The organism is Oceanispirochaeta sp. M1 (assembly GCF_003346715.1).
In the GTDB taxonomy this organism is placed as follows: Bacteria; Spirochaetota; Spirochaetia; order DSM-2461; family DSM-2461; genus Oceanispirochaeta.
Map to the genome: position 1 here is coordinate 51,867 of NZ_QQPQ01000026.1, position 23,394 is coordinate 75,260.

Genomic DNA, 23,394 nt, shown 5'->3' on the forward strand with positions numbered 1-23,394 from the left:
TCTATTTCAATCCCTTCAGCCGTCTGATTCTATCTTCATCAAGTTTTATATGCAGGTTTTTTTCTCTGGTGGGGAGAACCAGTCCTCTTTTTCCTTCTTTAGGTTTTCTTAGATATTTTACCTGTGTGTAGTACAGATCTGCAACAGCCGAATTTTTAGCCTTGCTGTAAAAAAGGGCCAGGTTTCCTGCGTCCAGGAGTGTTTCCAGGGGGACTGTCTTTCCCCGTGGAAGACGTATGAAAACATAGGCTCCCGGATAGTCTCTGGTATGAAGCCAGTAATCATTACCCCTGACAAAGGAGCCCAGAATGGCTTCATTTTCTTTGGCGGAACGTCCCACAATGATCGGAAACCCTCCGGATTCAAACTGCAGTCCCGGAGAGGGTTTTATACTGGATTTTATCACTTCCTTTTCAGGAGGAATCATCTGCTTCAGTATATCGGGGTCTGTAATCTCATCGAGATCTGTCAGCTCCTTTTCCACAGACTTGAGCTTCTGCTGCTGGTTTTCTATTTCCTCTTCTGTCAGAGCTCTTCCCCGTGAAGCCTTGGATGCTTTTTTATACAGATCCTGTGCATTTTCAACAGCCGTTTTGCTGTTGTTCAGGGGGATCACTCTTTTTGTCTCTTCTGGAATAAAAGTTTTCTGTCCTTTTGTTATCAGATGGAGTGAGGACATCAGTATATCCGCATCTTCCCTGTAGATATTTTCATTCATGTATCCAGATACCCGCTCTTCCAGAGTTTTCAGCCGGGCTCGTATACCGTTTTCCCTTACCTTCAGCAGTCTCAAGGCCTTTTCTCTCAGGAGTCTTATGTCTTCGCTCTGTTCCCGGTCACTGTAGAGATCTTCAAAAAAGGCATTATAAGTTTCATAGTTTTCCGGACAGGATCGCGGAACAAACTGTTTTTTCGGAGCGGGGCTGTCCGCAGGGGGGGCATATAATTTCCCGGGAACTTCATCCCGGGCCGGTCTTCTTGAAAAGGCATCCAGAATAAAATTCTCACTGTCACAGAGAATCAGATTGGCAGCACCGCCCCAGAGCCGGATATACAGGATGTCCCGCAGATTTCCTTTCTTCAGATCCAGACGGATAATTCTGTCAGTTCCCAGCTGTTTCGCCTTAAGTATCCGGGCACCCTTGATTCTGGAGCGCATATAGGATGTGAAACGGGGAGGTTTGGGGAGTGATTTTTCTTTCCTGCTCATTTCGTGGATACGGAGCGAATCGCGTTCGAGTGAGACTAGAAGGTTTAAACTGCGTCCGGGGCGGTGAAATTCAAAGATAAGATGGGAATAGCTGCTCTGCCTGATATTCTGAAGGAAGGAGCCTTCCAGGGGCAGCTCTTCCAGTATCTTATCTATTTCAAGCCAGTTCATACTCAATTCTGAATCCCCGGCTCACCCTTTAAGGCATTTAGAAATTGAGTCTCTCCATTCTGAGAGAAAAAAACAAGAAGCACCTTCTCAGGGAAACTGAGTGCCGGGAGGAACTGTTTCATTGTCCTGTACACTACATGAGCCGCTTTTTCAGGAGGATAGCCGTAGACGCCCGTCGAGATGGCCGGGAAGGCTACAGTCCTGAGCTTTTCTTTTTCTGCCAGGTTGAGGGAATTACTGTAACAGGAGGCCAGAGTTTCCTCCTCATTATATCCTCCACCCTTCCAGACAGGACCCACTGTGTGAATAATCCTTGAGCAGTTCATTCCGCCGGCATCTGTGATGACAGCCTGCCCGGCAGGAAGTCCATCTGGATACTGTTCCTTCCTGATTCTTCGGCACTCTTCCAGGAGGCCGGGACCGGCTGCTTTGTGAATGGCTCCGTCTACACCGCCCCCTCCAAGGAGGGATGAGTTGGCTGCATTCACCACTGCATTGCAGTCTATGGAAGTGATATCGCCACACATCGTTTCAATTCGTCCATCGAATAAAGTCATAAGAGAACTCCTGTAAGAAGAGCCGCAGTGATAAATATCCAGTTGATAAGAGGCAGCAGAAGAGGTTGTCTTTTTCTGACACTTCTCCTGGACAGAATAAACATCATTATAAGGGGCATGATTCCGGGAATCAGGTGATAGACAGAAACTCTGCCTATCATTATGAATCCGCTGATAATTGCAAAAGGAAGGATTACCTGGGATAGACTCATGAAGAGGCGGTCCCCTTTTGAGGGGGGTAATCCTTTTCGAAGAAGAACAGCGGATCTGAATAGAAAAATAGAGTGTGAGATAAAGAGAAGGATTCCTGCAATTTTATGGATTAACAATATCATGACAGAGTTACTTTATCGTTTTCAGGTAAAAAAATCCATTGGAAATTGTATATATGAGGAAAATGCAAAAGTAAATAAACACTTTAATTTACAAATGGATGTTATGTGTTTATTATTTAAGAATGAACAAACGGTCAATTCTGATATTTTCTGTTCTTCTGGTGTTCCTGACGATTCCCCTGAGTGCTCAGGTCGATTTCCGCTCACGTATTGTTGTAGTAGCTATGGAAAATGGAACAGGATCGGATCAGTATAACCCTCTATGCAGTACAATTACAGATACAGTTTCTCTGGTTCTTGAGTTCCTGAAGGACTACAGAGTTCTTGGAGAGGAAGAGGTAAACCTTGCCGAACTCCAGAGAATTGATCCTTCAGACAGGGAGGCTGTGAAGAAGGTTGCCCTTGAAGAGGGTATCGATGAGATCGTCTATGGAAACATGGTGCAGGTTGATGATGTATTTCAATTCACCATTTCCCTCTATAACGTAAAAAAAGCCAGAGTCACTAATACCGAAAGTGCCGAGGCCTATTCTGTGCTCGAAGTATTTGATGCGGGAGATGAGCTCACAGCAGGACTTATTTCCCAGCTTTCTGATATAGAAATTGCTTTTGGATCTATCAGCCTTGTTCAGAAGGGTGGTAAAGGCAACTATACAGTCAATCTGGATACCTATCCCCTCAGAAATCCTGACAAAACATTCAAAAAGGTACTGAATGGTCAGTATGAGGTCTCAATATCACAGAGACGCCTGACAGGTGTTGAACTTGTCTTTACAGATATGATTGAAGTTGTGGAAGATCAGGAAACAGTTGTTGAATTCACCATACCTCCTGGAACTCCTGAAGAATTTCAATGGATGGAGGAGCAGGGTGCTGCTCTTATTACTCTTGGGCAGGATAAAGATAATTTCGAACAGTTTATGGAAGAACTGACAGCTTTTCAGAATAGAACCCTTGCCATTGAATATGATGAGGACCTTGAAGGCTTAAGACAGAATTATCTGGATAAGGCGGGAGAGCTGGCTACAGCTACACTTCAGGGGAGAATGGAAGAGGCGGATGAGTCTTTTTATTCAAAGAAAGTCCGCTTTGATGAATCGCTGCAGCAATATGAGGGAATCTCTTCTCTTGTCAAAACCGAATATGAAGTGAAATTACTGAGCAGCTCTCAAGAACTGTTTCTTTCTGAACCTCAAAAAGTTCAGCTTGGGGGGGGAGATCTTGTCTATTTCACAGCCTACGATAGAGATTCTGTTAATACCCTGTATCAGTGGAATCCTGCAGATGACAATATTTTGCTCAGAGCCCTTGAAGGGGAGACTGAAGAGCATTACAAAGGTGATTTTTATACTTCAGGCTGGAAGCTGTATCTATGGGAGCCTGAAAGTACTGAGATTCAGATCCTGGATGATACTTTAGAAACTACAGAAGTATTGCCCATTCCTGATTTTGCAGAAGGCAGCACTGAGGTTAAACTGACAATTTCCGGAAGCGGACTTATCTATCTGGTTTCTGATAATCACATACGAGTTATTGATACGGCCAGAGTGTATGATGACTCAGGTAAACTGCAGCTGCCGGATCGTTATTACAGTATTGAAGAAAATCTGACAGAAGTTCTCAGCCCTGAGTCTTCCGGTCCCGGAGATCTCTTCTTTGATAAGGCCGGACACCTTAATGCGTTCTATCCTGAATCAGGACATCTCTATATTACTGATGCCAAAGGAATCCTGTTAAAGAATCTTGAACTTTCATTGGCAAAGCCTGAATCCAGGATCGCAGTGGATGGTACGGGTTTTCTTTATATCACTCTCTATGATGACAATGCTGTTGCCAAATATACACCCGGTGGAGAGCTTATCACCACTTTTGGTCAATACGGTACTGATCCGGACCAGTTTTCTTTGCCTACGGGAATCGCACTCGGTCCGGGGGGAGATATCTTTATTGCCGACTCCTATAACGCAAGAATTAAAAGTCTTACTCCTTTGAACGCTCCTGTTATCTACCCTGAGATAGCACAGTACAGTACCGACCTTGATCGGCGTATTGATAGAAACCGGGTTGCTGTAAAGAAGGATCGAGCCGCAAGAGGTGAAGTAAACTGGAAGACTCACACAGGAAATATAGTGACAACTTCAGTATTTCTCGGCTCTACATTCGGTCTTCTTATACTGCAGGATTACTTAGGCAATAATGCTGCCAATTCATACGTGGAATATCAGGAAAGTACTGATCCTGATGAGGTCAGTGAACTTAGAAAAAATGCTGAAACTCAGAGAGCCCTGCAGATTACGACTGAAATCGGAGCTATGACGGTATTCGGTCTGGCCAGTGCCTGGGGTACGGAAACAGCCCTTAAAATAGCTTTGGATTCAACCTTGACCGGGTATAACAGAAAGCAGATACAACGACTTGATATGAATGATCTGTATGAAACAGATCCGGATAAATACAGAAGTATACGGGCAACCTCAAGAATCGGTATCTGGACAGGTATTGTTCCTCCTGTTCTGGGCTTGATCGGAGCAACAACTTCTGTTGCCATTCAAAATGATGCGGCTGGTGATATTCTTAAATATTCGGTCATAGGGGGAATATTTTCTCCTCCCATCTTTTCTCATCTTCATGGCGGCCGCTTCAACGTCGGGCTTCTGATTGCAGGACTTTCGGCAGATGCCCTTGCGATCTGGGGACTGTCTGAAATGAACTCATTGATCTCTGATGATTATGAACCCTGGGGAACCGACCGTTATGATATCGGAAATCCCGGCAGTATGAGTATGGCCAGAGTTTTTGAAAGGCTCGGAGAGACAAAGGGATTATACATTCTAAGTGCTGCTTTCGGAATCCGTCTTGCTGCAGGAATATTTGATACACGTTATGGCTGGACCTACACAAATAATTATAACCGTTATAAAGCGGTCAGACCTAAGGAAACCGAAGAGACAGCATCAGCAGATTTCAATGTTAATACTTTCATGAATGATACGGGCGGTCTGGGGCTGGCGTTGAGGGTTTCATTCTGAGTCTTCGGAATCTCTTTGATCCCCAAAGGAAAAAAAGGCAGCCTCAACAGCTGCCTTTTTATTGTCTGTTCTCTTTTTGGCTTTAAGGTTTACTCTTCTTTTATTTCCCAGCCTACAATCTGGTATAGTTCCCAGGCTTTAAATCGGCGTTCATCAAATAAGTCTTCCATTGAGTTCTTTTTGAGTGCATTACTTGATGACATACTGGTGTAGCTTGAAAAGCTGTACCAGCCGTTTCTAGCATTCATCCTCAAAATGGTTGGACTTATAAACACGGTAGATTCTTCTATTAGAAACGGGGTTGGCTGGATGTATTCAGTTCTCGTATCTGTCCAGTTCCCCCTCTTCTCTCTCACAGTAACTCCCACTGTATTTTTCATCGCGTATCGGCCGGGTTCAAGAGTCGTACTTATAAAACTCTTTGAGGGGTAGAATACCATATCCTTCTCTTTCCCTGTTTCAAGATTTACGACAGATACCCTAATATTTTCGGTGGTATTCCCATGGCCTTCTACATTTGTTCCAAGGTCTCTTTCAAGCTCTCCGCAGAGGATAAAAAGACTTTCTGTGGGAGTGCCTGGGAGAGGAAGTGAGGAACATGAAGCAAAGAGGAACAGGAGAGTGCTGATTCCGAAGAAAGCTGACATCTTAACTTTCATAATGATCCTTTTCATGAAAACGGTGGTTTATTTAATTGTGTCCCTACATGGTCCATTTGTCAATTAATAAGGGGAGGGGGAATGATATTTTCCCCTCAGCCTTTTATTCTTTCAAGTAGTTTCCAAATATCTCACCAGGGTTTATTGTCCTCATCCATAGTTCCAAAATAACTTTTATATAGGGATTCGAGGCTACCATCCAGGATAAGTGACTGTAAAGCACTGTTGTAACGATTCATCAGGCCTTTATCCAGTCTTTTAGAAAAGGCGGTTGTCAGTTTCTGATTCATTATTACCTCCCCCCTCGGTTCAATACTCCAGTCATTTTGATCAGCATAATAAATACCAATGCGCATAACATCTGGAACAGCATCCACTGCTCCAGATGTAAGGTCTGCCAGAGCCTGGGTTGTTGTGGGATATTCAATAAGTTCAATCTCCTTTATATCACGCAGATACTGGTAGATATGCCCTCTGGTCTGAACCCCCACTTTCTTACCATGAAGACTCTTCAGGACTTCCTCTCTACTGCCGCCTTTTATATCCATGTTCTCTTTGCTGACGAATGTTACGTAATGGAGAATCTCATAAGGAATGGAAAGATTCAGGAATGATCTGTAATCAGGCAGATCTGGAACAGCCATGGCTATATGGTAGAGACCCGATTTAATCCCCTGAATGACGAGACTGATATCATTATAGTGTACAAATTCATAGGTCTGCCCCATTCTGTTCATTATCATTTTTTCAAGATCGACATAAAATCCATGAAGTTCCCCATCACTCCCAAGATACATTCCGGGAGCACCATCTTCCCTGACAAGTATGAACGCAGTATCCCCTGGTTCGATCTCCAACAGGGGTCTGTTCTGATTTTCCTGACCTGCCATGTCATCCGCACTTTCAACGGTTTTGTTCTCTGATTCCGGAATGATTGTGATCTCTGCAGTTTTTTTATTACAACCTGAAGTCAACAGTGATAAGAGTATTAGAATAATTATAATTCTTGTAGAAGATGGCATAGCATTCCCTTGTATCTATTTGTTATTCAGTTAATTATAATATATAATCCATAAAATAAATTTAAAATTCCTATTTTTAAAGGGACTCTATTCAGATTCAGTCCCATGGAGAGTTAACATCTGAAGTTACAAGCCCGTCTCATGCTTGCTATTATTCCTGTACTGGTCGTTCTTTTTAGTATAAGTACTCTGACCACCAGTCTTATTTCAGCCTCGGTGATGAAAAAACAAGCTCGTGAGCATGCACAGCATTTAAGCAGGAATTATTCTGAACAATTAAACTCCCGGCTTCTGCAGAATAAGAAGATCTCAGAGGATCTGGGCAGTGCAGTCTTGACTTCTATAAATATTGAGACAACTCTCCAGTCATACAGCAAACGGTATCCTCAGTATGTTCAAATTGTATATACACCTCTTAACGGAAAAATCCTTGAGATGTCACCCTATAAAGAGGGAATCTTCAATCTGGATATAAGCGTGATGAAAGGGTGGCAGCAGGCTGTTTCTGAAAAACAATCTGTTCTGTCAGCGGCAGACCGGTATTTTGGGTATAAAGGACTGGTTTTCTTTTCACCTGTAACTATTTCGTATGTGGATAACCAGGAAGCTTCTGTAGTCGGAGTTGTGGCTATTCTTCTCCCTCTCAACACTCTTTTTGCCGACATTACTGATATTCAGATGAATCAGGCAGGAGTTCCTTTTGTTATCGATCAGCTGGGGAAAATTCTGCATCACGACAATCAGGAATTGATACTGACACAGGGTGAGGACAGCTTCGCTTCCACTCTTTCAGAAATCCTTAGACTGATGAGTGAACAGAAAACAGGATTTGCAACCTATTCAGAGGGAAATGAAAAGCATTATATCTCTTTTTCACCCATTCCCCTTGCTAACTGGTCCATGGGTGTTCAAGGCAATTATTCTGATATCACTGATGAAATAGTGAAGATCATTTTTATCAATTTTTTGATATTGTTTCTGGCTATACTTTCCGGAACAGTATTGCTTTATTTTATTGTTCATTCTGTTGTTCGTCCCATTGAAAATCTCACTCTTATTGCAGATAAGATCGCCAGAGGAGACAGGACTGTTGTCAGTGGTATCCTATCGAATTCCGAGGTTGGGAAACTGTCGGCTGCGTTCGACTTCATGCTTTCAGAACTGAGGGACTCACAGATGGAAATTGAACAAACAGTTGATCAGAGGACCATGGAACTTCAAAGGACAAATGATGAACTGGGACAGACCGTTGAAGAATTAAATGAGGCAAATATTACTCTTCTGTATACAAGAGACTCTCTGGAAACGCGTGTTAGAGAAAGGACTGCTGAGCTGGAAGAAACACATGATTATATTGACAGCATAATCAATTCCATGCCCTCTGTTATTATCGGTGTCAATTCAGATGGAATAATCACTCAATGGAATAGGAAGGCCGAAAGCGTATACAAGAAGTTTTCCAATGATGTTCTTGGTAAGCCTTTTGATCTGGTTCTTCCTGAATTTGTAAAAGATTATGATATTGTTCAGAGTGCAGTGGATTCCCGAATGGAGCAGCAGCTGCACAGAAGAGTCCGTCAGGAGAACTATAGAAGCTATTATGATGATATTACTGTATTTCCTCTAATATCCAATGATGTGAATGGAGTTGTAATTAGAATTGATGATGTTACGGAAAATGTAACACTTGAACAATCACTTCGTCAAAGCCATAAAATGGATGCCATCGGTCAGATGGCCGGCGGGATTGCACATGATTTTAATAATATGCTCAGTGGAATTCTTGGTGGAGCCGAGCTCTTAAAATCCTATGTAGATGAAAATGAAACTACGGGTAAATATCTTTCACTAATTATTGAATCTGCCAGGCGAGCTTCTGATCTGACCGGTAATCTACTCATGTTTTCCCGTCAGGATGCTATAGATATGGCTCCTGTTGATCTTAATACTGCAATACAGGGTGCTGTTTCTCTATTGGAGCACAGCCTTGATAAAAACATAAATATAAAAACTCAGCTTTTCGCAGAGTCTTCTATAATCAATGGAAATCTTACACAGCTTCAGAATATCTTTCTCAATATCGGTTTAAACGCTTCTCATGCTATGCCCGAAGGAGGAGATCTCGAATTTAATAGTTCTCTTGCTGAACTGGATGCTTCTTATTGCGATAAATCACCATTTGACCTTAATCCTGGATTATTCTTGGAAGTCAACATAAGGGATACTGGTTCAGGAATGCCTCCTGATCAGCTGGAGAGGATCTTTGAACCCTTTTATACAACCAAGAAGATGGAGGATGGGACAGGTCTCGGTCTGGCAGCAGTATATGGGACAGTTCAACAGCATAAGGGAGTTATCACTGTAGTTAGTGAAACCGGAAAGGGTAGTACATTCAGTCTCTACTTTCCTCTTTCTATAGGCACACTCATCAGGAATACTGATCAGGATTCTGTTCTCAGAGGAGAAGGATGCATTCTCGTAGTGGATGATGAGTCAGTTCTTCGGGAAACGTACGAAGCCCATTTAATTGCTTTGGGATATGAGGTCATACTAGCGGAAAATGGACGTGAGGGACTTGAAATCTACGGGCGGGAGCAGAAGCACATTGATCTTGTCATTCTGGACATGATTATGCCCGAAATGAACGGTCTGGACTCCTTTCTCGGTATGAAAGAGATTGATCCGGAAATAAAGGCTATTTTAATCTCCGGATACTCCAACGAATATAAAAAGAGTGATTTTCTTACCAGGGGATTTCTGGACTATCTTCAGAAACCGGTGGAGATTCATGAATTGAGCCGAGCTATTGCAGATTGTCTGAAACAGGAATGATCTCTGTCAAACCAGAGGAAGTTTTATCTTAAAGGTAGTATTTTCACCGGGAGTACTGCTGAAGGTGAGAACTCCATTGTGGGCTTCCATTATATGTTGGCAGATTGAGAGTCCGACAGACTCCCAGGGCATTATAAAATGATTCTTTACAATTCTATTATTAGAACCTAATATTGTGATGTGAATCGATTTTTAAAATATGCACCATATATATTTGCCTCAATTTTTAGTGTCGTTCTCATCTTATCTTTGAACATAATGTTGAAAAGCCCTTTTTTCTTTAGAGATAATTCTGGAAATCTTGAGGAAAAGACATACCACTATGCCTTTTTTATTCCTGCATCAGACCATGCCTTTTTCAAGCAATTAAAAGAGGGGGCTCTGAGTGCTTCTTTATCCATAGATTGTTCCATCTCATTTCATGAATTGGACAAGGCTCCTTTGAGTTTGAAAATGGTTCCCTATTCCGGAGTAGACGGTATTGGAGTTTATGCTTATCAGGAAGATTCTGATACGTTGGCAAATCTCGCAGCTATTTCTGATGCAGGCATTCCCATTATTCAGATAGAGAATGAGATAGTCAGAGACGAAAAGACTTTTTTTATCGGTACGAACAACTTTGACTCGGGAAAGGCTATCGGAAAGCTGGCTCTCAAATCTAAGAAAGAAAAAATCAACCTTGCTCTGGTTTACAGCGAAAAAAATCCGGGACTGATGACTGAGGCGAATCTGTTGGAATTGGGGTTAATTTCAACTCTCGGTTATCGCATCGCCAATATCCAGAAAGAGCAAACAACACTTAATCCGCTCGATGCAGAAGGGCTGGCTTATAGGCTGATCCGACAGGATCCGGCAATTGATGTCATTGTTCTGACAGATCCCAATGATACTCTTGTAACGGTTCAGGCTATTGTGGATATGAATCTCGTCGGTGAGATCCAGGTCATAGGATTCGGAGATGATGAGAGGATTAAAGAGTATATAAATAAAGGGTTGGTTCTGGGAACCATCGTAAGAGATCCCTTTCTAATAGGATACAGTGCTGTGTTGGCATTGCAGGATATAAATACAAACGGATATACATCTGCCTATGTCGATACGGGGATCAGTATCATTTCGGGAAATGAAGAGGGAAATGAATCAGGTGAGTAGACTCCGCACAAGCAATTCCCTCAAGGCAAAATTGCTCTATTATTTTGTTTTCTCCATGTCTTTCACCGTGATCTCTTTCGGCATAATTCTCACCTTGTCTCTCTCTCTGCAGGATATAGCCGATGAGCGCTTTGAAGATGAGCAATCCCTTCACATTCTGCAGGTACAGCTGGATGAAATACAGGAACCAATCGAAAGTTATCTCGGTTTTTATTCTTCTTCATCCCTGGCTCAGCTCCTCTATGCTTCGGAAACAATTAAAGATACTCTTCCCGATAAACGGGTTATCATCGATGATGAATCAGAATTATTGAAAAGGGATATCTACTTTCTCATAGATTCCTATCTGCTTCAGGTGAATCAGCTTATTGAAATGAAGCGGGGCAGGAATGTTCCGGGATACACACAGGGCTTTGAAGATCTGTCCATCCTCTACAATTATATCACCGATAAAATCAACGAAGTCAGTCTGAAGGGTTTTAGAAGTCAATTGGGCGAATACCGGAGTTTTCTCGAACTGTTCCGGGCAATCCAGATGTATAGTCTCATTCTCATCGTGCTTATTATGGCATTTGCCTTCTCCTTACTTATGAAAAATGTGAATACCATCTCATTTCCCATTCATCAACTCTCGCTGATGGCAGGGAAAATCTCCGATGGGGATTTTGATATGGAGGATGTCCAGTTTGACTCGGTTGATGAAATCAATCATGTAGCATCAGCTTTTAATGAAATGAAAAATAGCATCAGCCACTATATTAACGAATTGAAAAAGCAGAAAGATATCGAGCAGCAGATCATGACTGAGAGAGTCCGGAACCTCAATATGGAGCAGCTTCTCAAGAGAATGGAACTATACACAATGCAGGCTCAAATGAATCCACATTTTCTCTTTAATACCATTAATACAGGGGTTCAGCTCGCCATTGTTGAAGAGGCAGAGAAAACAGCAGACTTTATGGAAAATCTAGCTGCACTTTTCCGATATAACATTAGGGAAAAGAAGTTCTTTGTTCCATTGCGTCATGAATACGATGGGTTAATGTCCTATTTTAATATTCTGAAAATCCGTTTCCCCAAAACCCTTCGCCTCGAATTGGATATCAACGAGGAACTGCTTGATGATTTCACTTGTCCCGCTATGGCGTTGCAGCCAATCGTAGAAAACTCGGTTCTACACGCCTTTAAAAACAAAGAGGGAATAGGTACTGTCTCTGTTTCTATTGAATACAATCACCCGATTTTACGGATTTCTGTAAAAGATGACGGAATTGGAATTCCGGAAAAAACTGTAAAAGCTCTTTTGACACCCCATACTCATGACTATCAGCTCAGCTCAAAAGTGATGGGACTGGAGAATGTCATACAGCGCTGTTATTTCTTCTACCCTGAAGTCGAAAATGTTGTGGAAATCCACAGTGAAATTGGCAGAGGTACAGACATTATCATCAATATCAACACAGAGGTGGAACCATGTATAGGGTTATGATTGTAGATGATGAAGAACCTGTATTGGACAGCTTCAGTTTTATCTTGACAAAATATGTCAATGATTTTTCACTATGCGGTAAAGCCAGATCAGGAACAGAAGCCATTAAGGAAATTAAAGAAAAAAACCCAGATGTGGTTTTTATGGATATACAAATGCCGGGGATGGACGGCATTGAGACAATTCGTCAACTCAGGCCTCTATTTCCCCATATCATTTTTATTCTGGCTACGGCTTATGAACGCTTTGATATTGCTCAGAAAGCTATTCAACTAGGTGTATTCTCATACCTTGTAAAGCCCGTATCGAAAAACAAAATCCTCGAAGAACTGGACAAAGTTAAAAAGAATCTCGACAAGAGAAAAAAGGAAAGCGATAACCTCCTCGAGGAGGAACAGTTTCTCAAAAGAACCAGAAATGAAAATTTGAATAATTTTTTAACAAGTCTTATTTGGAAAAACCCTGATGAAAGTTCATGGAATGATTTCTGCCATCTCTTTTCCATAAATTGCGAAAGAGCAGCCATCTCTCTCATTGGGGGGCTTTCATCAGTTTCAGAGGAGATTCGAAGAGATCTTTATGGAAATCTTGTTCAAAAAATTCAGTATAAATACAATTGCCTCTCCTCAGAACTGGGCGATAAATTGATTCTCTTTTTTCCTGAAGAGAGGGAGATGAAGGATCTTGATAAGCAATTGAGACTCATTATCAATGAAGTAAATAAAGTCAATTTAGTCCTGGGCCTGGGTGGCTCCTATCATTTTTCTGAAATCACAAAATCTGTTTCTGAAGCCTTCCGGCCTTTTTCCGATTCAGACGAAAGTGAGAACAAAAGAAACAGAGAACAACGAAAAATATTCTCTGTTTTCAAAGGGATTCTTTGTAATGACAGAAATAAAGGTGAAGAGTTATTTAAGAATTTCTGGGTTGAAAAATTCAAACAAGACGAGTTCGGTGTTGCCAAAGGGAAAATGGTAGCTCTTTTTACCCTTCTTCTACATGATACAGAGAATCACATACTTATCAGGAGTAATTTTAATATTGATCCCGCCGAGGAGATCATGCCCCTTAAAACGATGGATGAGTGGGAGCTTTGGGCGGTATCGGCCATGACCGAGCTCTTTAATCTCCTGGATCTGCAGAAGAGCCAGACATATCCAAAACCATTAAAAAAAGCGCTTGCCTATATTGCAGAGAACTACAGTCACCAGCTTCAGCTGACGTCTGTGGCCGAAGAGTGTTCAGTAACGGGCAGCTATTTGAGTCGTTTATTTTCTGAACATATGGATACAAAATTCATCGATTACATTAACAGATACAGAGTTGATCAGGCTGTTCTCCTGCTGAGAGATGAAAATATTTCCATTAAAGAAGCATCATTTATGGTGGGATATCAGAATCCGAATTATTTCAGCAGGATATTTCGTAAAATAATGGGTATTTCTCCATCTGATCTTGGTAAAAGGAGCACTGTATAATGCTGCAAAGAATTACTATCATTTTCCTGTCTGTTATTTTGTTTCTCTCCTGTTCTGAAAAAGATGATTCTGAAAAAGAAATAATCCGAATTGGATTTTCTGCAGCATCCGAGACATTTCTTCTTGAGAGATGGGACCGTGATATTAAGATTTTCATGCATACGGCCCGGGAGCTCGGAGCGGAAGTTATATTCGCCAAGTCTCCGGGAAATGCCCTTGATCAGATCCCTCAGATTCAGTATCTGCTTAAGCAGGATATTGATGTGCTCGTTGTCATTCCTCAGGACAAAGTCCTTCTCGGAGGCGTTGTTCAGAAGACCATGGATCGGGGAATTCCTGTTCTTTCTTACGACCGGCCAATTATGGATGTCCCTATTACCGGGTACGTCTCTTTTGACAATCATGAAGTGGGCAGGCTACTTTCATCGGCTCTTATCTCTCGTGTCCCTGTGGGTAACTATATTATTGTCAACGGATCCATACACGATAACAACAGTTTCCAGGTAAACAATGGAGTTCACGAAATCCTCGATCCATTTATAGAGAAAGGCGATATAAAAGTAATTGATGAAATATGGCTTGAGCTCTGGAGTTATGATGAAGCTCTTGTTGAAATCGGAAAAGTTCTCGATCGGACCGAAGATATACAGGCTATCTCAGCAGCCAATGACCTCATAGCCCAGGCTGCGGTCAGACTTCTTTCGGAGAGACAGTTGGCGGGAAAAGTTGCCGTTGTCGGGCAGGATGCTGATTTAGTGTCCTGTCAGAGTATTGTTGAAGGAACCCAACTGATGACTGTGTACAAACCTATTCAAAAAATGGCAGCGCGAGCGGCGGGGCTTGCTGTTTCCATGGCAAAAAACGATATGCCTGAACCCGATAGATATATCGATAATAATAGTAGTAAAGAGATTCCCTTCTATGTAGATACACCTATCCCCGTTTATAGAGAGAATCTTGACTCGACTGTTATCAGTGACGGGTTTCATTCGCGAGAAGATGTTTACCGAAACGCTACAGGACAAAACTAACCACAAATCTGTGCTATCCCTTGATTGAAAAATCTCCTCATATCAAAAATGATCTATCCATATCATGATAATCCTGTATCAGGTTTTAAAATTCCAATATAACATTAAAAAATAGTTATTTTTTAAAGCAATTTATGAAGTCGATTTTTATTCTGGAACAAAAGAATATAAAGAGAAAAATAAGTTTAGAGGTGTTTTTTTGGAAGACAATATAATGTTAAGAATGAAATCAATTACAAAGTCATTCCCCGGTGTAAAAGCACTTGATGAAGTAGATATATTAGTTGAAAAAGGAGAAATCCATTTTATAGTTGGTGAAAATGGAGCCGGAAAATCAACATTAATGAAAGTATTGAGTGGTATCTATCCCTATGGTGATTATGATGGAGATATTATATTTGATGGAAAAATAAAGCATTTTCACGGAATCAAAGATTCGGTCTCTAATGGGATCGTAATTATCAATCAGGAACTGGAACTTTTTCCAAATCTCTGTGTTTATGAAAATATTTTTGTTGGACATGAAATCCACAATAGCTTATCAGTTATGAGTTGGGACAAAACAAAAAAAGAAGCAAAAAAATATCTGGACATGGTAGGACTGGATGTTGATATATATAGTTTAGTTGGTTTGCTTGGTGTCGGGAAACAGCAATTAGTTGAAATTGCAAAAGCATTAAGTCAAAATGTAAAACTATTGATATTAGATGAGCCAACTGCAGCATTAAATGAAGATGATAGTGATAATTTATTAAAATTACTTGTTGAACTTAAAAAGCAAGGTATTACTTCAATTATGATTTCACATAAACTAAAAGAAGTTGAAGCCATCGCTGATTCTATCACTGTTATTCGCGATGGAAAGGCCGTTGCCAGAATGACTAAAGAAGAGATAAATGAACGAACTATAATCAAAAATATGGTTGGTAGAGAGATTGAAGATATTTTTCCTAAAAGACCAAAATATACTGGTGGAGATGTCGTACTTGAAACAGTTCACCTAAATGCTTTTGATCCTTCTCTTAATCGATATATTGTAAGTAATTCAAATATAAAGGTTCGAAAGGGTGAAGTCGTAGGAATTGCGGGATTAATGGGTGCCGGGAGAACAGAACTTGCACATAGTCTTTTTGGAAATCCAAAGAAATATAAAATAACCGGTTCTACAATTATATTTGGAAAAGCAGTTAAACTAAGTTCGCCAAAAATAGCAATTGAAAATGGTATTGCTTATGTATCTGAAGATAGAAAAAAAGATGGACTCATTTTAGAAGAAACAATTGGACAAAACATAACTGTTTCTGCATTAAAAAAAATATCAAAAATGGGTGTTATTAATTACTTGACTCAGAATATGTATGCTGAGAAGTATGTAAATGATTTGGATATAAAAACTCCCTCTATATTACAAACGGTTAAAAACTTAAGTGGTGGGAATCAACAAAAAGTACAAGTTAGTAAATGGTTATTTGCAGAACCTAAAATTTTAATTTTAGATGAACCAACTCGGGGTATTGACGTTGGTGCAAAATATGAGATTTACACAATTATTAATGATTTAGTAGCAAAAGGCATGAGTATAATGATCATTTCTTCAGAATTACCTGAGATTTTAGGTATGTGTGACAGAGTTTATGTTATCGCTGAAGGTGTTCAAACCGCTGAATTTGACATTAAAGATGCTACGCCGGAAAAAATTATGGAAAGGGCAACAGTTTAGGCTGGTCGCAAGCGTTGCTTGCTGCTCGCCTATGCAACCTAAGGCTGGTCGCAAGCGTTGCTTGCTGCTCGCCTATGCAACCTAAGGCTGGTCGCAAGCGTTGCTTGCTGCTCGCCAATGCAACCAGAGGAGAAAGAATGGTAGAAGATCGAAATGTATTCCAACAATTTGGATGGGTAATATATAAATATTTCCTGACGTTAATCTCAATGTTAAGAACAAATATCAGAGATTTTGGAATGTTTATTGCTTTAATAGTCATCTTTGTAATATTTCAGTTTATGACAAATGGAATTTTCTTAGGAGCATTCAATTTTACAAATTTATTAAATCAATCAGCCTATGTTGCAGTATTAGCGGTTGGTATGACACTTGTAATCGTTACACAACAAATTGATTTATCAGTAGGATACATCGGGGCATTCCTTGGAGCTTACGTTGTCGTCGCAGTTGAAACTGGTGGACAACCTGTAATCTTAGCATTACTTGGTGCTTTAGTCATTACTATCATTGTTGGTATCATTAAAGGTTATTTTGTAGCTAAAATTAAAGTGCCTTCATTTGTAGTAACCTTAGCCGGAATGTTTATTTTCAAGGGATTATTATTCTTTAAAACAAACAATAGAACAATCTCAACAACAAATGATTTCTTCATTAAAGTCGGTATTGGATACTTACCAACATATGATGTTAGTGGATATGATTTATTTTCACTGATTTCTGGTGCTGTCATCATTATTGCAGCAATCACTTCAGGAATACTAACTCGTAAAAAACACGCAAAGCTTGGTATTCCAAGTGAGAAAGTTGAATTATTTATTACAAAGATTTTTCTTCTATCAGTTGTTATCGGATATCTGACATATACATTTGCATCGAATAAAGGTATTTCCTACCTGCTATTAATTACTGTTGTTGTAGTCGTTATTTATCATTTCATGTCAACACAAACAACTCTGGGTAGAAGAATCTACGCCGTAGGTGGAAATCCTGAGGCAGCTGAATTATCTGGTATCAGTGTTGAAAAAACGATAATTATTGTATTTGTATCAATGGGTATCACAGCAATGATTGCAGGTATTATGTATGTTTCAAGACTTGAAAATGCATCACCAAAGCATGGTCCTTTCTGGGAATTATATGCAATTGCAGCTGTCTTTATTGGTGGAACCAGTGCAAAGGGTGGAATTGGTAAAGTAGTGAATGCAGTGGTTGGTGCGGTGGTTATCATCTCACTGAAAAATGGTATGTCATTAGCAGGTATCGACGCAAATATCGAACCAATCATCTTAGGATCTGTATTGTTGTTTGCTGTCGTATTTGATATCTACACAAGAAACGTTATGCCTGTTGATTTAGTCGGTATGCATTATGCCAGGAAAGAGAATAAAGCAGAGCTCCTACTCGCCCGTGATAATTTTTTCAAAGCTAAGAGAGAACTTCAAGAAGCTGAAAAAGAAAATCGGCAAGATCTTATCGAATATGAATATAAATTTACAAATGCACAGGGTGTATTCAACAAAATTAAAGATAAAATCAGAGTCAGTGTAGAAGCAGATTTTATTAAAGAGTAAATTTTTGCAGAAAATTATTAAGCTGCAATTTTTAATATTTCACAGGAGGAATATATGAAACGTTTTATAGTTACACTACTGACTTTAGTAGTAATTTCAGGGATTTTTATTGGTTGTAGTGGGAACAAAACTTCAAAAATTAAAATTGGTGTTGTATTACCAGATGCATCAGAAGAAAGATGGGCAAACCAGGATGGTGCATTCTTTAAAGCAGAACTGGAAGCATTAGGTGAAGGTTACGAATTTGAGATTTTATTTTCTGAGGGTGATGAATCAAAAGAGAAACAAAATGTAGAAGCCTTAATCGCCAAAGGTGCTCAGGCTATTATTATCACAGCACATGGTAATGGTGGAGCATCAGTTGCTACTGCACATGCTGAAGATGTTATTGTCATTGCACATGACCGTATGGCAAAATCTGCTTCAGATGTAGCTGATTATTATACTACATTTAATAGCTGGAATGTTGGTAAAGCAATGGGTAAACATTTAGTTGACTCAGCTAAAGCAGAAGGTTTTTCTGCCAGTAATAAAGCCGATTTAGCAATTTTCTCCGGTCGCGTAGTTGACTGGCCAAATGCAACATATTTCTTTGGTGGTGCTTTTGAAATGATTCAGCCTGAATTAGATATGTTTAATATTGTGAATCAGGATCCAGCTCCCTTCCTGGCACTGGATAAATACACAGAAGCTAATTTTGATGATGGTGCAAAAGATGCATTACAGGCTGCAATGTTACCAATTGATACAGATTGGAATCCTGAAACTGCCGGTATCAAAGCTGCAGGTGTAGTTGCACAAATCACTAAAACTTCTGACACAGTATTTGTATTGGCTCCAAACGATGATACTTCAGCAGCGATTCGTCAGGAATTTGCTAAAATGGCATCACCATACAGCAAATACTATACTACTGGTCAGGATGGTTCTAATGTTACATTAGCAAGCTTAATGGGTGACGTTGTTACTGGTAAGGGAACTCAGACTATGACAGTATTTAAAGACGTTTCTAAATTAGTAAAAGACTCAGTTGCAATCGCTAAAAACATCGTTGATGGTGTTGATGGATTAACTGGTTTGTCCGGTGGACCTTCAATTGATGGAGCAAAAACTGCTTATTCACCAATTGATACATTATTAGCTACAGATCCACAATTAACTTATGACACAATTTTCGCTACAGGTTACAAATCAGAAGAAAACCCAGATTTTGGTGACATCGATTTCAGTCCTTACAAATAATAATTAGTTCAAAGTAACATATTGAAAAATACCTTAAAGCCCGGCTTTAAGGTATTTTTTTTGATAGGAAAGGTTATAATATATGATAAGGGGTTACGTCTTTGAAAGCGGAACTTTTTTACCGCTGAATGGAGGAACTCAAGCATTGTTGCACACCCTGTACTGATGATATATATAGAGAGGTTTACTATAGATATGAGCCGTAAAATTCAGAAAGAAAAATCGGATTTGAAACAGATAAACAGTTGTTTTCGAACTTGAAGATCCTCAAGCTGATTTTCTGACAGCCCTGAGAATCAGTTGATTTCATATAAAATCAGATCATGGTTCCTAAGGATGAAGAGTGATTGATAATATTTACAGGATACTGTTGATAACCCAGTTTGCATTGACAGTCCCTATCCTGGTTCTTCTTTTGTATATTAAAGCCCCTTATGGCAAATTCGGTCATACAGGAAGGGCTGTCTTTGTATGGGACTCCCGTATGGCCTGGATGCTGATGGAGCTGCCTGCCGCTGCGACTATCTTTGTTCTGTATCTCTACTCTCCGGCAAGAGAGGAGGGCTCCCTGAATGTTATCTATCTGTTGATCTGGGAATTCCATTATCTATACAGAACCTTTATCTTCCCTTTTCTGATGAAGGGCAGCAGGAAGAATTTCCCGGGAGCCATAGTATTCTCCGCCTGGTTCTTCAATGTGATGAACGGTTTTATTAATGGTTATTTTCTCTTTTATCTACGTCCGGGGGTGGATAAAAAAATCTTTACAGAATCTCCCTTTATTCCCGGATTGATTATCTTTCTATGCGGTTTTTTCATACACAGCTATTCAGATTCCCTTCTCAGAGGACTGAGAAGGAAGAATGGGGAGGGTTATCATATCCCCAGAGGCGGCTTATACCGCTGGATCTCCAATCCTAACTATCTGGGCGAGTGGATACAATGGAGCGGCTGGGCTCTTCTGACATGGTCTCTTCCAGGGCTGGCATTCTCACTTTTTACCTTTGCCAATCTTTTTCCCAGAGCCCTTGCCAATCATCAGTGGTATCGTAGGAATTTTGAGAATTATCCTGCAGAACGTAATGCATTTTTACCTTTTATCAGAATACACAGGAAAGATATATATACAGGAGACACAGAGATTTAGCATTTTATTAACACTTGATTCATGACTCATTCTGGCTTACTATATATTGAAATAGTTAAAAACAGGATTCTAATATGACATTGACAGAACATTTCCTGCCTTTCAGAGAAAATATCATCGGTATAGACCAGACAATGGAACTGGCCACTTCAGAAACAGCTCCCATTGTTTACGCTGACTGGGTTGCCAGTGGACGGCTGTATGGACCAATTGAAAAGTTCATGTCGGAAAAAATAGGCCCCATGGTGGCCAATACCCATACCGAGACTACAGTAACCGGAACAACGATGACCCGGGCATATCATGATGCCAGAAAGAAAATCAAAGAGCATGTAGGTGCGGATAAGAGGGATTCTCTCTTCCTGTCCGGATTTGGTATGACTGCCGCCATCAGTAAGCTTCAGAGATTGCTGGGACTCAGGCTGCCCGAAGGCTGTCCCGAGACTTGTCACGGTCCTGTAAAGCCTCTTGTGATCATCACCCATATGGAGCATCACTCAAATCAGATAAGCTGGGAAGAGTGTGCCTGTGACGTGGAAATTCTCCCCAGAGTGGATAAGACAGGGCTTCCGGATCTAAAATCTCTCGCATTCCTTCTTAAAAAGAACAGTGACAGACCCCTCCTTATCGGTGCCTTTTCAGGCTGCAGCAATGTAACCGGAATTATTACCCCCTATTATGAGATGGCAAAGATGATGCATCAGGCAGGAGGCTACTGTTTTATAGACTTTGCCGCCTCTGCACCCTATGTTGATATCAACATGCATCCTGAAGATCCCGAAGAGAGGCTGGATGCCATATATTTTTCTCCCCATAAGTTTCTGGGAGGTCCCGGTTCATCGGGAGTCCTGGTTCTGAGCAATGATCTTTATCAGAGAGTTATTCCTGATCAGCCCGGCGGCGGAACCGTAAAATGGACAACCCCCTTCGGGAGTCACAGCTACTTTGATGAGATAGAGATCAGAGAGGATGGAGGCACCCCGGGGTTTTTACAGGCCATACGTTGTGCTCTGGCCATAGAAGTTAAGGAAGCCATGGAACCGTCCAAGATCCGCGGCAGGGAGGAGGAGCTCTATGAGATCCTTTATGCCGAACTGAAACAGGAACCCCTTGTTTATATGCTGGAGCCTCAGAATAAAGATCGTCTGGGCATCGTTTCAATATATGCTCCCGGTGAGCATCATAACCTGATTGTAAAACTGCTGAATGACCGCTTTGGTGTCCAGACCAGAGGAGGCTGCAGCTGTGCGGGTACTTATGGACATATCCTGTTCTCCATTGATCATAATACATCCATGAAGATAACCGACATGATTGACAGCGGAAATCTGACCGATAAACCGGGCTGGGTGAGAATCTCTCTCCATCCCACAATGACCGATGATGAGGCTCGCTATGTGGGTTCTGCGGTTGTTCAGGTTATCAGAAACTACAAGACCTGGCGGGAAGATTATGATTTTCATCAGGACAGCGGTGAGTTTACCCGTAAATTGGGAGAACTGAGTGTTCCTGATTTGATGAGTCAGTTTATTCCTGTTTGATTCTATTTCTCTAATTTAATTATGATTTTATTTAGCCCCGGTTAATCAACCGGGGCTTTTTTGTTTGCCCAGCGAAGCTGGCAAACCCAGTTTCTTGAAAGAAAGAGACATCGCCCTGATCAGGGGGAAGATAATCCGAATTGCAAGGGCGTTGCTGGTAACGGCAGGGTCTGAAGGAAGCAATAGGAAGTGAACGGTACATAGCGAAAGCAAACCTGATTCGGCATATTTGGTGGGTAACCTTGCAAAATATGGGAAAGCCCAATCCCTGATTAGATCAAGTATGTGTTTGAGGATGGAATCGTTTACAGGGAGCCAGTTCAGTAACTGGGCAAATCCTGTAGTGTTCAGCAAGTCTGATAGGATGAAACAAGGTGAAAGCCAAGGATCATTTGATGCATTGCAGGATGACAGATGAATCCGTAGTAGGGATTAAGTTCCGGCCTGTGAAAGCCAGTAATGGTTTGGAGGATAAAACCGGAATGACATTGCATTTGATTATAATGGGATGCTGGAAATGCCAAAAGCGTCAGCATTTGCGAAGGGATGAAGTTCAAAAGGAAATCATTGGAGGTCTCTGAAGAAATAACAGCATAGGCACAATCTGATTGACGAATCAGGGTCTTTGCACAAACTGGTAGAAACTGGAGAGTTCCCGCTGGAGTGTGAAACTGTCTCTTGCCAGAGTAGAGGATGTGAATTCTGCAAATATTGCCTTTTGGATAGAAATTGCAGATCCTTCCGTCGAATATGTGGATGTTGAAGTGGAACAGGGAAAGAAGGTGATGCGATGACCGGAAGAGTATATTACAGCCTGTACGACAGATTGCTTCATGTTAAAACGTTATATGAAGCATTTAAGAGAGTCAAAGCCTCTGGAGGCACTGGTGGAATAGATCATCAGGACATAGAGGGCTTTGAGTCTAGTATTGGTGACAATCTCTCTCATCTGGTAGAAGAACTGCGGAGTAATACATACAAACTATTGCCTGTGAAAAGGGTAGAGATACCCAAGGGCAATGGCAAGATGAGACTTCTTGGCATTCCAGCAGTTAGAGACCGGGTAGTGCAACAGGCACTGCTCACAATTTTACAGCCGATCTATGAGGAAGACTTTCACCCCTCAAGCTATGGATACCGTCCCCGTAGGAGCTGTCACCAGGCAATCAGCAAAGCGAGTCTGTTTATGCGAAAGTATGAACTGC

At 40.9% G+C, this 23,394-nt stretch carries 19 protein-coding genes; 13 read left to right on the plus strand and 6 right to left on the minus strand.

Translation table 11 applies throughout. From position 1 onward, the window contains the following. Nucleotide 1 precedes the first annotated feature (1 nt). The 3 genes from DV872_RS17510 to DV872_RS17520 are packed head-to-tail and all read right to left on the minus strand — an operon-like array spanning nucleotide 2 to nucleotide 2,273. Nucleotides 2-1,381 (minus strand): NFACT family protein, encoded by a 1,380-nt coding sequence (locus DV872_RS17510; protein WP_114631248.1) that lies wholly within the window; start codon nucleotides 1,379-1,381, stop codon nucleotides 2-4. 2 nt (nucleotides 1,382-1,383) lie between these two features. After that, nucleotides 1,384-1,938 carry an O-acetyl-ADP-ribose deacetylase gene (locus tag DV872_RS17515; protein WP_114631249.1) on the minus strand — a complete coding sequence of 185 codons (555 nt, stop codon included), beginning with the start codon at nucleotides 1,936-1,938 and terminating at the stop codon, nucleotides 1,384-1,386. Next, nucleotides 1,935-2,273 (minus strand): hypothetical protein, encoded by a 339-nt coding sequence (locus DV872_RS17520; RefSeq protein WP_114631250.1) that lies wholly within the window; start codon nucleotides 2,271-2,273, stop codon nucleotides 1,935-1,937. Before DV872_RS17520 ends, DV872_RS17515 begins: the two co-directional genes overlap by 4 nt. Nucleotides 2,274-2,395: 122 nt before the next feature. Between DV872_RS17520 and DV872_RS17525 the strand changes: the two genes are divergently transcribed. Continuing rightward, entirely contained in the window at nucleotides 2,396-5,302 is a 2,907-nt protein-coding gene (locus DV872_RS17525) for a hypothetical protein (protein WP_158547032.1), read from the plus strand. Nucleotides 5,303-5,391: 89 nt separating this feature from the next. On the opposite strand, the gene DV872_RS17530 is transcribed toward DV872_RS17525, so the two are convergent. Together DV872_RS17530 and DV872_RS17535 are read right to left on the minus strand one after the other, a co-directional pair. Beyond that, entirely contained in the window at nucleotides 5,392-5,961 is a 570-nt protein-coding gene (locus DV872_RS17530) for a hypothetical protein (RefSeq protein ID WP_114631252.1), read from the minus strand. A gap of 131 nt (nucleotides 5,962-6,092) precedes the next feature. Beyond that, a complete protein-coding gene (locus DV872_RS17535) occupies nucleotides 6,093-6,983 on the minus strand; it encodes an ABC transporter substrate-binding protein (RefSeq protein ID WP_114631253.1) in 891 nt (296 codons plus the stop codon). Nucleotides 6,984-7,124: 141 nt separating this feature from the next. Here DV872_RS17535 and DV872_RS17540 point away from each other — a divergent pair, with 141 nt between their 5' ends. After that, on the plus strand, nucleotides 7,125-9,815 hold the full coding sequence (locus tag DV872_RS17540; RefSeq protein ID WP_114631254.1) for a response regulator: 2,691 nt from the start codon (nucleotides 7,125-7,127) through the stop codon (nucleotides 9,813-9,815). A gap of 6 nt (nucleotides 9,816-9,821) precedes the next feature. Here DV872_RS17540 and DV872_RS27295 read toward each other — a convergent pair whose 3' ends face one another. Continuing rightward, entirely contained in the window at nucleotides 9,822-9,947 is a 126-nt protein-coding gene (locus DV872_RS27295; protein WP_114631255.1) for an ATP-binding protein, read from the minus strand. 126 nt (nucleotides 9,948-10,073) lie between these two features. Between DV872_RS27295 and DV872_RS17550 the strand changes: the two genes are divergently transcribed. The 11 genes from DV872_RS17550 to DV872_RS17610 form a co-directional block, all read left to right on the plus strand. Then, nucleotides 10,074-10,967 (plus strand): substrate-binding domain-containing protein, encoded by an 894-nt coding sequence (locus DV872_RS17550; RefSeq protein ID WP_114631256.1) that lies wholly within the window; start codon nucleotides 10,074-10,076, stop codon nucleotides 10,965-10,967. After that, on the plus strand, nucleotides 10,960-12,456 hold the full coding sequence (locus DV872_RS26410; protein ID WP_158547033.1) for a sensor histidine kinase: 1,497 nt from the start codon (nucleotides 10,960-10,962) through the stop codon (nucleotides 12,454-12,456). The genes DV872_RS17550 and DV872_RS26410 overlap by 8 nt, the downstream gene beginning before the upstream one ends. Further along, nucleotides 12,441-13,934: a response regulator gene (locus DV872_RS17565; protein WP_114631257.1), complete on the plus strand. Its 1,494-nt coding sequence runs from the start codon at nucleotides 12,441-12,443 to the stop codon at nucleotides 13,932-13,934. Before DV872_RS26410 ends, DV872_RS17565 begins: the two co-directional genes overlap by 16 nt. Next, nucleotides 13,934-14,965 carry a substrate-binding domain-containing protein gene (locus DV872_RS17570; RefSeq protein WP_114631258.1) on the plus strand — a complete coding sequence of 344 codons (1,032 nt, stop codon included), beginning with the start codon at nucleotides 13,934-13,936 and terminating at the stop codon, nucleotides 14,963-14,965. Before DV872_RS17565 ends, DV872_RS17570 begins: the two co-directional genes overlap by 1 nt. Nucleotides 14,966-15,188: 223 nt before the next feature. Continuing rightward, nucleotides 15,189-16,685: an ATP-binding cassette domain-containing protein gene (locus DV872_RS17575; RefSeq protein ID WP_304481681.1), complete on the plus strand. Its 1,497-nt coding sequence runs from the start codon at nucleotides 15,189-15,191 to the stop codon at nucleotides 16,683-16,685. 137 nt (nucleotides 16,686-16,822) lie between these two features. Next, nucleotides 16,823-18,259, plus strand: a complete 1,437-nt coding sequence (locus DV872_RS17580) for a sugar ABC transporter permease (protein WP_158547034.1) — start codon at nucleotides 16,823-16,825, stop codon at nucleotides 18,257-18,259. A 54-nt stretch (nucleotides 18,260-18,313) separates the two neighbouring features. Next, on the plus strand, nucleotides 18,314-19,501 hold the full coding sequence (locus DV872_RS17585; protein ID WP_114631261.1) for a substrate-binding domain-containing protein: 1,188 nt from the start codon (nucleotides 18,314-18,316) through the stop codon (nucleotides 19,499-19,501). A 343-nt stretch (nucleotides 19,502-19,844) separates the two neighbouring features. Continuing rightward, nucleotides 19,845-20,648: a DUF1295 domain-containing protein gene (locus DV872_RS17590; RefSeq protein ID WP_114631262.1), complete on the plus strand. Its 804-nt coding sequence runs from the start codon at nucleotides 19,845-19,847 to the stop codon at nucleotides 20,646-20,648. A gap of 74 nt (nucleotides 20,649-20,722) precedes the next feature. Beyond that, nucleotides 20,723-22,189 carry an aminotransferase class V-fold PLP-dependent enzyme gene (locus DV872_RS17595; RefSeq protein WP_114631263.1) on the plus strand — a complete coding sequence of 489 codons (1,467 nt, stop codon included), beginning with the start codon at nucleotides 20,723-20,725 and terminating at the stop codon, nucleotides 22,187-22,189. Nucleotides 22,190-22,854: 665 nt separating this feature from the next. Next, nucleotides 22,855-22,983, plus strand: a complete 129-nt coding sequence (locus DV872_RS27130) for a hypothetical protein (protein WP_255526193.1) — start codon at nucleotides 22,855-22,857, stop codon at nucleotides 22,981-22,983. Continuing rightward, on the plus strand, nucleotides 22,980-23,394 hold a 415-nt coding region (locus DV872_RS17610; protein WP_253952510.1), incomplete at its 3' end, for a reverse transcriptase domain-containing protein. The genes DV872_RS27130 and DV872_RS17610, both read left to right, overlap by 4 nt.

Excerpts from the sequence above, each read along its gene's own strand:
- DV872_RS17595 (WP_114631263.1), top strand. The coding sequence starts at position 20,723 with ATGACATTGACAGAACATTTCCTGCCTTTCAGAGAAAATATCATCGGT.
- DV872_RS17550 (WP_114631256.1), top strand. The coding sequence starts at position 10,074 with ATGTTGAAAAGCCCTTTTTTCTTTAGAGATAATTCTGGAAATCTTGAG.
- DV872_RS17565 (WP_114631257.1), top strand. The coding sequence starts at position 12,441 with ATGTATAGGGTTATGATTGTAGATGATGAAGAACCTGTATTGGACAGC.
- DV872_RS17520 (WP_114631250.1), bottom strand. The coding sequence starts at position 2,273 with ATGATATTGTTAATCCATAAAATTGCAGGAATCCTTCTCTTTATCTCA.
- DV872_RS17535 (WP_114631253.1), bottom strand. The coding sequence starts at position 6,983 with ATGCCATCTTCTACAAGAATTATAATTATTCTAATACTCTTATCACTG.
- DV872_RS17530 (WP_114631252.1), bottom strand. The coding sequence starts at position 5,961 with ATGAAAGTTAAGATGTCAGCTTTCTTCGGAATCAGCACTCTCCTGTTC.
- DV872_RS17525 (WP_158547032.1), top strand. The coding sequence starts at position 2,396 with ATGAACAAACGGTCAATTCTGATATTTTCTGTTCTTCTGGTGTTCCTG.
- DV872_RS17575 (WP_304481681.1), top strand. The coding sequence starts at position 15,189 with ATGAAATCAATTACAAAGTCATTCCCCGGTGTAAAAGCACTTGATGAA.
- DV872_RS17510 (WP_114631248.1), bottom strand. The coding sequence starts at position 1,381 with ATGAACTGGCTTGAAATAGATAAGATACTGGAAGAGCTGCCCCTGGAA.
- DV872_RS17515 (WP_114631249.1), bottom strand. The coding sequence starts at position 1,938 with ATGACTTTATTCGATGGACGAATTGAAACGATGTGTGGCGATATCACT.
- DV872_RS17585 (WP_114631261.1), top strand. The coding sequence starts at position 18,314 with ATGAAACGTTTTATAGTTACACTACTGACTTTAGTAGTAATTTCAGGG.
- DV872_RS27295 (WP_114631255.1), bottom strand. The coding sequence starts at position 9,947 with ATGCCCTGGGAGTCTGTCGGACTCTCAATCTGCCAACATATAATGGAA.
- DV872_RS17540 (WP_114631254.1), top strand. The coding sequence starts at position 7,125 with ATGCTTGCTATTATTCCTGTACTGGTCGTTCTTTTTAGTATAAGTACT.
- DV872_RS17570 (WP_114631258.1), top strand. The coding sequence starts at position 13,934 with ATGCTGCAAAGAATTACTATCATTTTCCTGTCTGTTATTTTGTTTCTC.
- DV872_RS17580 (WP_158547034.1), top strand. The coding sequence starts at position 16,823 with ATGGTAGAAGATCGAAATGTATTCCAACAATTTGGATGGGTAATATAT.